This window comes from Myroides sp., from assembly GCF_032073645.1.
Lineage (GTDB): Bacteria > Bacteroidota > Bacteroidia > Flavobacteriales > Flavobacteriaceae > Flavobacterium > Flavobacterium odoratimimum.
Map to the genome: position 1 here is coordinate 93539 of NZ_DAMANB010000011.1, position 15186 is coordinate 108724.

The following is a 15186-nucleotide window of genomic DNA, read 5'->3' on the forward strand; positions in this document are numbered from 1 at the left end:
AGTGGATATTAATCAAGGTCAGGAAGAAATACGACATCCACCCCTGCTTTTTCTAAAAAGTCTACCCCTTCTGTATCACGGTAACCTTCACTGTACACCACTCTAGTAATCCCTGCCTGATGGATAAGTTTACTACAGTCTCTACATGGAGACATCGTGATATAAAGTGTAGCCCCTTGACAACTCTGTGTAGAACTAGCTACCTTCAAGATAGCGTTAGCCTCAGCATGTAGCACATACCAGTGCGTAGTATCGTTTTCGTCTTCACAACAATTCTCAAAACCAGTAGGTGTCCCATTGTATCCGTCAGAAATAATCATTCTATCTTTTACAATAATAGCGCCTACCTTTTTTCGTTTGCAATACGATAGTTGTCCCCATTCGCGAGCCATACGCAAATAAGCCTTATCATATTTAGTTATTTTTGATTCATTCATATCAGAAATATTTACAAAGTTCTCTATCCCTTTGATCTAACAAAAATACACAAACCTTTTTGTTAATTCACCAATCTTAGAATAGGAACTTACTTCGTTTATCTAATTTACTATCTAAACGAATAATCTATTATAAACTCACTACTAAAAACACACATCATTATGATAAGCATAAAAATATCATAAAAAAACTATGGACTCCATAATTTATCATTATATTAGATATAATAAACCGAACCAATTTACTAACCAAAAAACAAACAAAAATGTCATACTCAGAATTATTTGATTTAGGATTTAGAGAGAGAAACAAAGGCCACTTTGCTTCGATAGTACGTGTGGCGTTAGCGAATGGACATTGTAGTACAGAAGAAAAGGCTTTCTTAGATGAACTAGCTATTCGATTAGAAATCAGTGATGAGGACTATACGAATATATTAAAGAACCCAGAGAGCTATCCTGTTAACCCTCCCTATCTAGAGACCAATCGTATCGAAAGATTATACGATTTGGCAAGAATGGTATATGTAAATCACGTATTAGGACCAAAACAAAAAGAGATATTAAAGAAATTTGCTGTTGCCTTAGGTTTCACTAACAATATAGATTTCTTAGTAGATAAATCTCTATCGTTATTAGTCTTAAATGTTGATATAGATACCTTCATAGAAGAAATTCACAACCTTAAAAAATAAAAAAAGTGAGCTAATCTTTAGGATTAGCTCACTTGTTATTTTATAGAAATACTTCTTATTTCTTCATAAACTCTTCAGCCTTTTCTACCATGTTTTTACTACCACAGAAGAAAGGAACACGTTGGTGTAACTCCGTTGGCTCTATCTCCATGATACGAGTATAACCATCAGATGCTCTACCACCAGCTTGCTCAATGATGAATGCAATAGGATTACACTCATATAACAATCTTAGTTTCCCTTTAGGAGCTTTAGTACTAGTAGGGTAAATGTAGATACCTCCTTTTAGAATATTACGGTGAATATCAGATACTAAACTACCGATGTATCTAGAAGTATATGGTCTATCATTCTCTTCTGCTTGACAGTACTTTAAGTAATCTTTTACCCCTTGTGGGAAGTGTACATAGTTCCCCTCATTGATAGAGTAGATATGCCCATCCTCATTAATCTTCATATTCGGGTGAGACAAGAAGAATGTACCGATCGCTGGATTTAATGTAAACCCGTGTACTCCATTACCTGTAGTATAAACTAACATCGTAGAAGAACCGTATACAATATATCCTGCTGCTACTTGATTCTCTCCTTTTTGTAAGAAGTCTTCTTTTGTTACAGGAGTTCCGATAGGAGTCACACGTCTATAAATAGAGAAAATAGTACCTACTGATACATTCACATCGATATTAGACGAACCGTCTAGTGGATCCATTAGCACTACATACTTGTTCTCGTTGCTATTATCTCTACCGTGGATAGAAATAAAATCATCCTCTTCTTCAGAAGCGATACCACATACGATTTCTCTATTGATAAGTGTTTTAATGAATACTTCGTTTGCAAAAACATCAAGTTTCTGCTGTTGCTCACCTTGTACATTTTGTTTTCCAAAAGCACCTACGATGTCAACTAAACCTGCTTGGTTAACTTGGTGACTTACTACTTTAGCAGCTAGTCTAAGAGAGTTAATTAATCTTGATAACTCACCAGAAGAGTATTTAAAGTCTTCTTGTTTTTCAATGATAAACTCTCCTAAAGTTTGAGATCTTTCTGTTGTCATTTTCAAAAATGATTCTTAAGTTGTGTATTTTACAGTGCAAATATCGTTAATTTTGTTGTCTAACCGAAGACATTAACCATTAAATCAATAACTAAAATGAATATTAGATCTGCAACCCCTCAAGACATGCCTAATGTATTAGCATTAATACAAGAACTAGCAACTTTCGAAAAAGAACCTGATGCTGTCGTAGTTACCGCTGAAGACCTAATCAGAGATGGTTTTGGAGCAAATCCTTTATTTAATGTTATTGTTGCTGAGCTAGACACTAAAATCATCGGCATGGCTTTATTCTACAATAGATATTCTACCTGGAAGGGTAAGACGATTCACTTAGAAGATCTTATCGTCACAGAAGCTGCTAGAGGTACAGGAGCGGGATATGCACTGTATGCAGAAATAATGAATATCGCGAAGAAAGAAGGTGTACGAAGAGTAGAATGGGTAGTTCTGAACTGGAATGAACCGGCTATTAACTTTTATAAAAAATCCGGAGCGACAGTATTAGAAGATTGGTATACTGTACAAATGGATCAAAACGGAATAGAACAATTTAGTCAATCTAAGTAAATGAGAGTATTCAAATTTGGAGGAGCCTCAGTAAGAGACGCAGAAAATGTAAGAAACGTTTGTAACGTATTAAAAACAGTGGGCTATGAAGATAGCCTAATCATTGCTTCTGCAATGGGTAAAACGACGAATGCCTTAGAGGTAGTCGTACACAACTATTTTCAGAATAGATTTGACTTAGCAGAGTCTGTTGATGTAGTTAAAGATTATCACTACACGATCGTTAGAGAATTATTCCCTAATGAAGATCACGATATCTATGCATCGCTAAAAGAGCTATTTGATTCTATTACTTACTTCTTACTGAACAATAAATCTCCTAATTACAATTTCGTTTATGATCAAATCGTAAGCTATGGAGAGATTATCTCTACGACTATCTTACACTATTACCTACTAGAATCAGGTATAGACAACACTTGGCTAGACTCAAGAAACTTAATCAAAACAGATACAGTCTATAGAGACGCTGATGTAAACTGGGATATCACGATAGAGAATATCAAAAAAGAGATTTGTACAAAACAATTATTCATTGTACAAGGATTTATTGGATCTGACTACAACGGTTTCTCTACTACATTAGGCAGAGAGGGGTCTGACTACTCAGCCGCTATATTTGCTTATGCCTTAGACGCTGAGAGTGTAACGATATGGAAAGATGTACCAGGGGTACTGAATGCTGATCCACGTTATTTTGAAGATACGACTCTACTACAACATATTTCTTATCAAGAAGCAATAGAACTAGCATTCTACGGTGCGTCAGTCATCCATCCGAAGACCTTACAACCATTGCGTCAAAAAGAAATACCCTTATATGTAAAGTCATTCTTAAATCCATTATTACCAGGAACGAATGTATCTAAAGGAGCACCATTGACTCCTCATGTTCCATGTTTTATTGTGAAGAAGAACCAATTATTAATATCACTATCTTCTAAGGATTTCTCTTTTATCATGGAGCAGAATATCAGCGATATTTTTAAATTATTCGGAGAGTATAATATTAAAGTGAATGTCATACAGAACTCTGCTATTAGCTTCTCTGTATGTGTAGAAGATAAGTTTAATCACTTCGAAGATGTAAGACTATTGCTTACAGATAAATTTAAGGTGAGCTATAATGAGAATGTGTCTCTATATACCATAAGACACTTCGATGATCACTCTGCACAGAAGATACTTGGTGATAAAACATTATTATTAAAACAAGTGAATAGAGAGACAATGCAGATTGTCACTAAAGAATAATATCACAAAGGCTGTCTCACGAAGACGGCCTTTTTAATATACTATACTAAATAACCATACATTGACCATAGTTATAAGACTCATTGTCTAATCTTCTTTTTACCTAATCTACAGGTGTGTAAAAAGAACTTAGCCACTGCATATATCAGGATATAGATTCCCCATAATAGCAACCCGTGTATATAGACTATACCCATTAAGACTTTCTTCATAAGCTATTCATTAAAACCAAATATTAGCTATAAAGCAAGATAAAACAGCACCCACTCAAAGGCTAATGCGATGATAAAGCTACCTATAAAAGCAATGATATACTGCACTTTAGTCACTTCTTTCTTTTTAATATCCTGTATTACTTTATACAATATAGCACCGAAGACACCTATCACAATACTCGATAGTATCCATACCATATAAAATCTACTTTCATAATCTAAGTCCATATCTACACTTGCTTTTAATAATCACGTTCTATAAAGATACGCAACTTTAACGAATAGTTTTTCTCTAATGAAATAAATAGCACTTTAAAAAACAGTATTTTTAACCCACAAAACATCAAGCTATGCTAACCATTACAAGAACTAACTCTGACAATAAAGACTTTCTAAACCTCATCACAGAACTAGATAAATACCTCAAAACAACTGATGGTGATGAACATGACTTCTTTGATCAGTACAATAAAGTAGATCATATCAACCATGTTATTGTTATCTATGAAGATAGTCAGGCTATAGCCTGTGGAGCTATCAAAGAATATGACTCACATACTATGGAAGTTAAGCGTATGTACACTGCTCCTATCGCTAGAGGTAAGGGTGTCGCTTCTATTGTACTAGCTGAACTAGAAAAGTGGAGTCTGGAGCTAGGTTATACACGCTGTATCTTAGAGATGGGTAAGCTACAGACACAAGCAGAGATATTATACAGAAAGAATAACTATACTGTTATCCCTAACTACGGTCAATACGAAGGTGTGGAGAGTAGCCTGTGTTTTGAGAAGGTGTTGTAGATCTATTTATTTGATAATTATACTTATTCCTATATTATCTTTGAAATTAATAACTCTATATAGCACAAAAAACATAACTTAGTAACAAACAAATAATTATGAATAAAAAGATATATTACTTTTTATGGGTTTTACTAGTTATTAACCTACTTTGGTCTTTGCTAATTGACAGAAAAGACTTTATTAGTTCTTTGTTGTATAGTCTATTTATGTTTTTGATATTAGGTATATACTATATTTTTGAATCTAAAAGAAATAAAAAACCGTCTTAGTATTTCCTAAGACAGTTTATATCATTCAACTAATTTGGTTTCCATGCTATTATCTTCTGAATAATACCATTCTCAGACATAACAGTTTTTAATACACCATATATTCCCGCGATTATAAGCAAAATAACGAAGATTAATACTAATGACATTCCTGCTGATACAGCATTACTATACAATAGTGTATAGATAAAAGCAAACATTAAAGACAACATACTTATAGGAATGACAAACAGAAACAGAAGATAAGTTCCTACCTTTTTATACTTCATCATAGGGGCACCAATCGCAAAACTAAACATTGTCACAAATACAAAAGCGATAAGAATAAATACTATACTAAATCCAGTAATCACAATCACATCACTTGTATTTAACGTTGTTATCTTTTCTGTCTTAGGATTATAATAGATTACATAGCCTTGTCCTTTAATAGGCATATCCCCTACAGAAGAATCAAGGGTATGAGTTATACTCACTTTATCCTTAGTTGTAAATGTAACTATTGGTTTATAATTGATACTTCCACTTCGACTCCCTCTTTTACTTCGACTCCCCTCAGTCTTATATGTTGTATAAGACACTACCTTAGCCATGTACTTATCACCATTACTAATAATATTAACTTTATTAGACACTACATTGTACAATAATGAGCCAGTACTATAAGTAACCCACATAATACCCAACAATATAAAATAAGTCCCCTTACCTAGGTCCTTTAAAATAGGAAGTGAGTTATATCTCTGACATCGTCTATTAATTAATTTACCTAATATTATACTAATGACTATCCCTATTATCACAGGTAATAAAAACATTAATTCTCTCTTAATTATATCCATACTTCCCGTATTTATCCCCTTCTCGTTGCATTCCCAAACCTAGTGTTATCTACTCTTCTTATTCCCTTTCTATTCATCCCCATATTCTTTAGACCATCTCCATAGATATTTTTGAGATAACCCCAAATAGCCAATGTCAGTACCAAACTAAAAAACACTAAGATGATATTAACCCAAAGCGGTTTATCCTTACCATCAAATAATGCCCATATCATAGCTCCATCAAACAAAATCATAATCAATGGCAATACTATAGCCAGTCCTAAGAATGCCCCTATCTCTTTATATCTATCCATAGACCAGTTCATCGCATATATCACCATACCGACAAAAAGATATACAAGTATAACGATCATCACCCCAAAAGCGAGTATCAACGCTACTGTCCCTAGCCCAAAGGTAGTTACACGCTCATTAGTCTCATCATAATATACTGTGTGCTGATCGCCTACGGTAGGCATACCACTACTAGAATAGTCAAGCTCATATTCTACCACTTCACCTCCTCTGGTAGTGAAGTGTACTGTAGGTGTATACATCGTGGTATAGCCATTATCATCAGAGTTACGACTCTCATAGCTAGTATAGGATACCACACGCGCCTCATATTTATCCCCGTTATATACAGTCTGTGTCTTCGTAATGATCATCATCGTCAAGGCTACAGTCCCACCTATTGCCAATGAAGAAATAGACGCCACGATAAGATAGATATACCCAATTCCCAGACATCCTGTTTTGGTTCCATTATGAGAAGAACGCTTTATTATTTTATAAGTCAGCCATATTGTATACAATATCCCTAACCCAAATGCCAACTGATTAATTCTGATTTCGTCCATTACTATCTTTTTTTACGTCTATTACTTCTGCGCTTCCACTCGTCATTATGAGGATTAGGCTTGTTAGTACGTTGAGTACTTCTATTGCTTTCTTGTCTAGAGTGATTAGCAGTCTGAGACCTTGTCACAGATTTATCTTGTGTTATTCCTTTTGTCTTATTCTCCTTACTTCTACTAGCGTTCTTTTCTTTTTCTATTAAGTCTGTTATCTCTTCCCTGATAATCTTCACATACAGTATAATCCCGATTAACAAGATCAAGATAAATACCATTAATAATACAGAAAGGGGAATATTGTATATATTAATAACAAGTGCGTAAATCAAAGCCCCTTCGAATACAAGCATAATCAAAGGAACTAATACTCCTAGTCCTAATAATCTAGCCAATCTATTATATCGGCGCATATCTCTTCCCATACCATAGAGCATAACACCTATAAATGCGAATACTAGCACCGCTACCATCGTCCCATAACAAATCAACTCTGCAAACAACTCAATACTGAATACTAGAGTTCCATTAATTAAGCTAGATAGTGTACGAATAAACATACTTCCAAAAGCAACACTCCCGAAAACAGTCAATCCAAACAAACCTCCGATAATTAAGAATACGCGTATTACATCTACACAACCCGCTTTTTCTTTTCGCCCTTTCGTAGTACGTTTCACTATTCTAGACGTTAACCAGCCTGTATATAATAATCCTAGTATTATAGACCACTGATTATAAATCACATCTTCTATCATAACTATTTTTCTGTTATCTAGATATTAATCACCTCAACTTAAACTCTTCTATTCTCTGTTTTATAGTTGACCTTAATGCTCTTATTGTCAAATATGTTGATATAATCAGATACACTACAATCATCACCCAAGAATAACGATATCCACTAAAAAAAATCAAACATATACACAACTGTATAATACTAAAGAATACTATAGTAAGAACCGCATAAGCTAACTCAACTCCTACCCACTTATACTTTATATGATTAGGCAATACACTATATGCAAGTAACCCTATAAGAAAGTATACAGCACCTATTAAAATTATGGCTATCAAAACTATACTAATCATCATCTGTACATCTATTACATAAGCTACTTTATCTACTTGATTATAATAGATTCTAAAATGACTTCCTTCAATAGGTTTCCCCATTGATGAATTTTTGGCTTTATATTCAATACTATCACCTGACTTAGTCACAAATTTATAAACAGGAATATATGCTATAGTTTTCATCTTACCACTCCCTTCTGTCACTGTATTATATCCAGTAAGTACAGCAGTATATCTATCCATACTTTTAAACTCTTCACTTTTTATTTGCCACTGTTTAGTAGCATAATTAATCATTCCAAATGCTACAACGGTGATAGACAAAATAAACAGACGTGTCCCACTGGCGCCTTCTTTAACATATACTCCTTTGTTTTTATGTATAGTTGGTACTCTATACATTAACCATCCTATTATCACAATACCTATCAGTACTAACATTTCTATCAACTTAACTTCTAAACTTAAACTCCTTCAATACCAAAAAATAGTATCAAGACTGCACCTGTTAAAAACAAATAACGCAAGACTATACTCATATTCTTTTTCTAAATCCTCAAACTACTTTACTAAACCTACTGCAAATGCAACTTTACTTTCTACTCCCTCTAAACACCGTTAAATATTAATGAAAATTTTAACAAATATAGTTTTCTTAAAAGTAATAAAGCACTGATATAAAATATTTTATCAACTCTATTTTTCTATCTACTTTATTATCCGTAACTTAATATATAATTTCAAAAACAACACAATCATGAAATACGTAAAAGAATTTTCAGCCTTAGATTTTGACAACGACATACTAGTTGTTGACTTTAAAGACCACCAAATAGAGAATCCTATTGTACAGGTATCTGAGATTATAGATGAATTTGTCTATCAAGTAAAGCCTTGTAAGATATTTATCTCTAAAGCTCATAATATAGATATAGCGACTGATGTCCCATTTAGAGGAAGAGTGGTTATACGATAATTAGAATGTTATTTATACTTCTATAAAGCAAGGAGACCTATCGAGAGAAGGTCTCCTTATTTTATTAGATACATCTTACTCCCTCAATACAATCCTTCATTAGAGATCCTTCGGATACAATCTGAATCTCGTTTGCAAAACAACCTCTAATCCCAAGTAAACACAGCTTATTTCCGAATAGCTTCCGAACAAAATCAAATCAAAAAAACACAATAAATTAGATCACAATTACTTACAATCAAAAAGACACTCCATATTAAATCAAAAGAAGCATATCTGATCAATATCTCCAAATAGAGGCAGAATAAGGCAATATGAACAGTGAAATAACGCAGTATTCATATCATAAAAAGAGATAAATACACTTGATATTGTTTATTTTTACTCTTTTAAACTTATGCTATGATTTCTAAATACTCCCTTTGTTTTCAACCTGATGAAGCTACACTCGAACTAGTAAAGCAAATGAAGCTACAGCTAGCCGATGAGATAGGGTGGTATAACAGTAAGAATTCCTTAGCTCATATCACTATCTCTAAGTTTAAAACTGACCTGAATGGTATCAAAAAAATAGCCGAATTAGTCAGAATACAATGTAGTACATTCACTCCTGTACAAGTACTATTTAACGACTATGGTCAATATCCTAACGGAGCGTTCTTCTTAGCAGTAGATGAGTTCTCTAAGCCTATTCTTCAAGAATATGCAAAAAAGGTAATGCGCAAAGTCGTTTTGCCCGAAATCTATAAGAGTAATGAGCCTCATATGTCTATCGCGCGCAAGCTAGACCCTGAGCGATTAGAACGTGCATTGGTTTATTTTCAGAAACCTGCTATCTCTTGTCTGTGTAATCATATCGCCTTACGCCAGTTTAATCCTGACAGAAGACAATACGATATCATCGCTACCTTCCCTTTCTTAGGATTGCCATCTAATGAACCAGAGCAGTTGTCGTTGTTTTAAAGCTATTCCTGTTAAAAACAAACGAGCTAATCGATTTTATTTTATTTTCCTTATTTTTGAAATTAATCACAAACCTAAAACATGGAAAATAACAACAATACATTGACTTGGGATGAGTTTTCTAAAGTAGAAATGAGAGTAGGTACTATCGTTGAAGCGGAAGTATTCGCTGAAGTGAGAAACCCTGCTTATAAGTTAGTAGTGGACTTCGGAGAAGAAATCGGAAAGAGAAAATCTTCTGCTCAGATTACTAAACTATATACGCCAGAAGAGCTGATCGGTAAACAAGTAGTAGCTGTAGTAAACTTCCCTCCTAAACAGATAGCTAATCTAATGAGTGAATGCCTAGTAATGGGAGCTGTAGAAGGAAAAGAGGTTACGTTAATGACTATGGATAAGCCTACTAAAAATGGCTTAAGAATAGGGTGATTTAGTTAACGGTTGACCGTTTACAGTTTACAGTATTTGCATACAATACATTGATGGCAAATAGTTGACAGTTTATGGTTAACGATTAGCTGTTGACAGTATTTGCCTACAGTACATTGATGATAAATAGTTGACAGTTTATGGTTAACGATTAGCAGTTGACAGTGTTTGCCTATGATATATCATATATTGAATATGGGCAGTTGGCGATTTTTCAGAGATATCAATGTTTTGCATCCCTCAGTCCTATAACAATAAAAAAATAACGGTTCACAGTCTGTGAACTGTAAACCATCAAATATTAACTTCATTATATCTTACCTAATTTCTTTAAAAAGGCTTCTTCTGCTTGATTAAAAGCATACATAGCTGAGTGAGTAGAGGTAAAGTTATCCGTCAGCTTTGATCTAAAAGCGCTATACTGTGTCTTACCATCTTCTTTAAAAAAATCAACTATAGCCGTATATTCTCCTGTATCTATATTATGTAGAATACGTGCTTGATAGTTACTCGTCTTATCTTTTCTACCGAGTTCTCTATACTTCTGATCATTATACATATATACATTAAAGAAGTAATCACTTACATATCCACCATCTATACGCTCTGAGGCCATCCCGTTACTCTCTATTAACTCTATAAATAGTCTATTAAAGCGCTCTGCTACAGTATCGTTGAAGTCCTTATAGACAGAGAAGACACTCTCTTTTAGTAACGTTTTGCCCATGCGCATCGCTTCTATAATGTCATCGTCATCTGGAAAGTATTCACCCCAAGTATGCTCTTCTTTGATCTCGTCTATAAACACATCACGTGTACGGTGTGTAGTCGGATATATATTAAGCATAAAGAAGGGTAGTCCGTCTTCGCCCTTTACTTGATCTAGAGCATGTACAGAGTTGTCTGAAATAATACTAGTAATGCGAATCTTATTAATATAACATGGCATATCTATAGAGACAATACATCTCACATCTAAGGTTCCCTTCACATGCAGTTCACCATGGTTATACTTAGCATATACTACCTCACCATAAACACTACCTCCTATATAATGTGTGTTTCCACAGAAATAAGCGTTCTTCACTACCAAGTCTCCCATCACAATCAACATCGGAGAAAAGTCTAGTTCCTGACAAAACAAAGAATCTGTTACCTTTAGATCACCTAAGAATATATATCCCTGTATGTCTATCTCATAGTCTTCTATGAAGTTAAGTACTTCTAGTTCTTCTAGTTCTGCATCATTATCTACTACTAAGAAGAAAGAGCTCTCATCACTTAAGTCATACACTAAATTGTCTAATGTAAATAACTCTTCGTTCTGATCATTTACTCCTTTTAGCCCTTTAAGTAGATCTAGTCCATTGCGTATACTGACTACGCGATACATAATCCCATTGTAGAATATGGAGTCTATCTCTGGCTCTTGATTAATAGCCTCTATGCTAAACATCTGTGCATGCTCCACCATATTAGCTATCTTGTCGTCAAACTCAAAAAAGTGATTAACAGAATACAATAGATCACATACACTACTAAACCAATCTACTGCTCTACTCTTATGCATTTCATCTTTAGGAGTCAGCAATGATAACTGATCATTATAAGCATTGTGCTCTTGGTAGAATACAAGTACATCACTTACATCCATCCCTACTCTGCGTATAAAGTAGTGATACATCTCTGCATCTTTTTCTCCTTCCCCATTAATATAATCTCGTGAGATAACGATACGAGTATTGAACTCGTCTTCTTGAAAATATATAGCAAACTGATTACTCGTTTCCTTATCCTTACCTATCACATCAAAAGCTTCTAAAAAATCTTCTACATTCTCATCATCTCTTAATAAAAGCCATCTATTATAATATAAACTCTGTACAATAGATAAGCTGAATATATTTCTTACTGCCTCTACAGATAGGTCTCTATCCTTATCCTCGATGCTAAACATTTCTCTTAATGTCATACTACTTCTATTGTGTTTTCTTATTTATCTACTATTAAGGTTACTGGTGTATTAATGTGTACAAGGCAAAAGTACCTAACCAGTGGCTACCCATATAATCGTCTCCTGTAATATTGCCAAACGAATTATTAAAGTGTTGAACTGACAACGCATTCAGATTAGGCGCTAACTCTGGTAATGCCTTCCCTATTTCTTTAAAACAAGTAGCTCTACTAAAGTTCAATCCATCTAAATGTACTAAATGTCCGTCTGATCGATCAGATACCTTAGCTACTTCTATGGTAAAGTTCTGATCAAATAACTGTGGTAAGAATGCCTTAGTCCAAGTGCGATACTCATCTTGATTCATTACTTGACTCATCAGACGAGCTTCCTCTAAACATGGTGATAAAAAGTCATGTCCACTAGGTTCGAAGGCAATATTACACCCCTTATCCTCACCATACAGGCGTTTAGCATTCGTTACTATTAATTGCTCAAATGCTTTATTACCCATCTGACGTGCATAATCTAGTGATAGTGATAGCCCGAAAGCAGTATTGTCATGTGTACCTGTGCGTATTGGGTATAATAGCTTAGGTAAGTACTCCGCATAACGCTCTTCCATAATCTTCGCTAATGGCTCTATCGTCTTCGCCCAGCGTTGCGCATCAGCATCTTGCCATTGGGTTAAAGCTCCATGAAGCTGAAACAACCATGCCCAACCATACGTACGTTCAAAGTTCTTATTATTAGGGTCATGGAAAAAAGCTAACTCCACTGCTACATTCTCATCTGTAATCAGATTATTTAGTCTAGTGCGTATCTGTCCATCTGCGTCTAACTCCGGAAACTTCTGTAATAAAGTAACAATAGACCAAAAGCCGTGTACTGAAGAATGCCAGTCAAAACATCCATAAAATATAGGACGCAATGCCTTAGGATTCTTTAGGTCATCATTACTGCCTAGTGTTTGTCCCAGTCGATTAGGATATTCTAATTCTATACAATGTAAAGGCAACTCTATAATCTTCTTCGCCTCAGCTACTGTAAGTGTTAATGCTGGTTGGTCTTCTGTATTGATTGGATTATTTGATGACTGTTGTTTCTCTGTACACGAAAACAACAATACACTCGCAAATAACAAACTTCCTATTTTTCTCATATTACTCTATTCTTTATTCCTCTAAAATAGTAAAATACTCCTATTTATAGGTGTTCTTTAAAAAAAGAAAACAAAAAGTCTTTGTTCGCATGGATGAAGCCTTATTTTTGTAGATAACATAAAAAACAAATAAACTACTATGACTAAAAAAATTTTGACTCGCTCACTAGTTTTTTCGCTTCTGGCATTAACCTTTGCTTGTAGCTCTGACGATAATAATCAAAATGAAGATGGTTTTAGAATCATCCCGCCTTCTGCACCTACTCCTCTGATACAACCTAGTGGTTTCTATATCGCTAATGAAGACTGGTTTGGAACAGATAAGGGAAGTGTGAATTTCTTAGACTATGGTTTAAATAGAAAATATAGAATATATAGAGAGGCTAATAATGGTAATACTTTAGGAGCAACAACTACAATGGGGGTAGCGTTCGGTGAGAATTATTACATTATCTCTAAACAAGAAAATAAATTAGTAATCACAGATAAGGACTTTAAGGAAGTAAAAACTATAAAAGAGATACCTGGTGTTGAAGCGAACTCTTTCGTAGGAATTTCAGATCATAAAGCATACATCGCTACGACTAACGGAATCGTTATTCTAAATACCAATGACAAGGTGGTTAGTGGTAATGTAGCAGGTGTTACCTCAATGACAGGTAATATGGTCTATGTAGATGGTAAAGTATATGCGGTAGTACAAGGTAAAGGCTTAACAATCATCAATACGGATACAGATACTATAATCGATACAAAGGCAGGTGGATATACACAAGTAACCTTAGACAAAAATGGTATCGTATGGGCAGGTAAAGGCAGTGAAATAGAACGTATCAACCCTAAAGACACACAAGACATTAAAACTTATAATATTGCAGCTGCTCCAATCCAAGGTAAATGGGGTGCATGGAATCCTGGTTCTATGTCTCCAAGTATGAAAGAAGATGCTATCTATTGGATAGCAAATGACGGAGCTTGGAATGGTGGAAACAAGATAGCTAAATTCGATACCAAAACAGGCGAGTTAAACAGTGAATTCTATGAACTAGGTCAAGATGATATGGGGAATAATCTAGAGTTCTATGCTGCTGGACTTAGAGTAGACCCTATCAAAGATGATTTAGTATTATTAATAAAAAGACCAGGATGGGGGAGTAATGGAAGTTATAACTGGACTAGAATAGTATCTAATACAGGTGCTCTAAAAGGTCAAGCCTTCATGGAAGGTGGAAATCAAGAATCTTCTTCTTATAATGACGTTAATGGTTATTTTTGGTTCCCTTCTGTACCTTTCTTCCAAGATAATAATGCTCCTGAAATCTTAGTGAACCAAATAGTATTAAAACCAAACAAAGAATTCAGAGTAGCGCTTAAAGATATCGTAGTAGATCAAGATAGCCCATATAACTTAATCGAAAAGTCTGTAAAGAACTTAGAAAATGAGTTTGGATATGCTACTATAGAAGGTGATGAATTAGTCATCAAAACAAATGAAAAAACAGGAAAAACATCAATGAATATGAAGGTTAGTTCTAATGGAAAGAAACTTCAAAAAGATGTTGAAATCTGGGTAAGAAACTAAATATTACTTAAGCATAAATAAACTAGAGGTCGCTACACAGCGACCTCTTTCATTATACATAA

General features: G+C 34.4%; 17 protein-coding genes. 8 read left to right on the forward strand and 9 right to left on the reverse strand.

Translation table 11 applies throughout. From position 1 onward, the window contains the following. Positions 1–8: 8 nt before the first annotated feature. Positions 9–437, reverse strand: a complete 429-nt coding sequence (locus RT228_RS09975; protein WP_006257722.1) for a deoxycytidylate deaminase — start codon at positions 435–437, stop codon at positions 9–11. Positions 438–703: 266 nt separating this feature from the next. Here RT228_RS09975 and RT228_RS09980 point away from each other — a divergent pair, with 266 nt between their 5' ends. Then, the gene (locus tag RT228_RS09980; protein ID WP_313138645.1) at positions 704–1132 is read left to right on the forward strand and encodes a TerB family tellurite resistance protein; all 429 of its coding nucleotides are present in this window, start codon (positions 704–706) and stop codon (positions 1130–1132) included. Positions 1133–1187: 55 nt separating this feature from the next. Here the strand turns inward: RT228_RS09980 and fbp are convergent, their stop codons facing one another. Beyond that, positions 1188–2192 carry a class 1 fructose-bisphosphatase gene (gene fbp, locus RT228_RS09985; RefSeq protein WP_006257725.1) on the reverse strand — a complete coding sequence of 335 codons (1005 nt, stop codon included), beginning with the start codon at positions 2190–2192 and terminating at the stop codon, positions 1188–1190. A 96-nt stretch (positions 2193–2288) separates the two neighbouring features. Here fbp and RT228_RS09990 point away from each other — a divergent pair, with 96 nt between their 5' ends. Continuing rightward, on the forward strand, positions 2289–2762 hold the full coding sequence (locus tag RT228_RS09990; protein ID WP_006262576.1) for a GNAT family N-acetyltransferase: 474 nt from the start codon (positions 2289–2291) through the stop codon (positions 2760–2762). Beyond that, positions 2763–4016, forward strand: coding sequence for an aspartate kinase (locus RT228_RS09995; protein WP_006257727.1), 1254 nt, complete (start codon positions 2763–2765; stop codon positions 4014–4016). A 239-nt stretch (positions 4017–4255) separates the two neighbouring features. On the opposite strand, the gene RT228_RS10000 is transcribed toward RT228_RS09995, so the two are convergent. Continuing rightward, positions 4256–4459: a hypothetical protein gene (locus RT228_RS10000; RefSeq protein ID WP_006257728.1), complete on the reverse strand. Its 204-nt coding sequence runs from the start codon at positions 4457–4459 to the stop codon at positions 4256–4258. 122 nt (positions 4460–4581) lie between these two features. Here RT228_RS10000 and RT228_RS10005 point away from each other — a divergent pair, with 122 nt between their 5' ends. Beyond that, positions 4582–5031, forward strand: coding sequence for a GNAT family N-acetyltransferase (locus RT228_RS10005; protein ID WP_006257729.1), 450 nt, complete (start codon positions 4582–4584; stop codon positions 5029–5031). Between the two features lie 301 nt (positions 5032–5332). Here RT228_RS10005 and RT228_RS10010 read toward each other — a convergent pair whose 3' ends face one another. Genes RT228_RS10010 through RT228_RS10025 form a run of 4 tightly spaced genes read right to left on the reverse strand, consistent with a single transcriptional unit; the run spans position 5333 to position 8499 of the window. Further along, positions 5333–6145, reverse strand: coding sequence for a DUF3592 domain-containing protein (locus RT228_RS10010; RefSeq protein WP_006266128.1), 813 nt, complete (start codon positions 6143–6145; stop codon positions 5333–5335). A gap of 11 nt (positions 6146–6156) precedes the next feature. Beyond that, positions 6157–6987, reverse strand: a complete 831-nt coding sequence (locus tag RT228_RS10015; protein ID WP_006266127.1) for a DUF3592 domain-containing protein — start codon at positions 6985–6987, stop codon at positions 6157–6159. Positions 6988–6989: 2 nt separating this feature from the next. Then, complete coding sequence (locus tag RT228_RS10020; protein ID WP_006266126.1) at positions 6990–7739, reverse strand: hypothetical protein; 750 nt, start codon at positions 7737–7739, stop codon at positions 6990–6992. 28 nt (positions 7740–7767) lie between these two features. Continuing rightward, positions 7768–8499: a hypothetical protein gene (locus RT228_RS10025; RefSeq protein ID WP_071307099.1), complete on the reverse strand. Its 732-nt coding sequence runs from the start codon at positions 8497–8499 to the stop codon at positions 7768–7770. A gap of 316 nt (positions 8500–8815) precedes the next feature. On the opposite strand from RT228_RS10025, the gene RT228_RS10030 reads away from it, so the two are divergent. The 3 genes from RT228_RS10030 (at position 8816) to RT228_RS10040 (ending at position 10426) form a co-directional block, all read left to right on the forward strand. After that, positions 8816–9034, forward strand: coding sequence for a hypothetical protein (locus tag RT228_RS10030; protein ID WP_006257734.1), 219 nt, complete (start codon positions 8816–8818; stop codon positions 9032–9034). Between the two features lie 402 nt (positions 9035–9436). Further along, a complete protein-coding gene (locus tag RT228_RS10035) occupies positions 9437–9997 on the forward strand; it encodes a 2'-5' RNA ligase family protein (RefSeq protein ID WP_025124876.1) in 561 nt (186 codons plus the stop codon). 81 nt (positions 9998–10078) lie between these two features. Beyond that, on the forward strand, positions 10079–10426 hold the full coding sequence (locus RT228_RS10040; RefSeq protein ID WP_006262569.1) for a tRNA-binding protein: 348 nt from the start codon (positions 10079–10081) through the stop codon (positions 10424–10426). 310 nt (positions 10427–10736) lie between these two features. On the opposite strand, the gene RT228_RS10045 is transcribed toward RT228_RS10040, so the two are convergent. Further along, positions 10737–12398, reverse strand: coding sequence for a hypothetical protein (locus RT228_RS10045; RefSeq protein WP_313138646.1), 1662 nt, complete (start codon positions 12396–12398; stop codon positions 10737–10739). Positions 12399–12438: 40 nt separating this feature from the next. Further along, entirely contained in the window at positions 12439–13542 is a 1104-nt protein-coding gene (locus tag RT228_RS10050) for a DUF2891 domain-containing protein (protein WP_071307096.1), read from the reverse strand. Positions 13543–13681: 139 nt separating this feature from the next. On the opposite strand from RT228_RS10050, the gene RT228_RS10055 reads away from it, so the two are divergent. After that, a complete protein-coding gene (locus RT228_RS10055; protein ID WP_313138647.1) occupies positions 13682–15124 on the forward strand; it encodes a DUF5074 domain-containing protein in 1443 nt (480 codons plus the stop codon). Positions 15125–15186 lie beyond the last annotated feature (62 nt).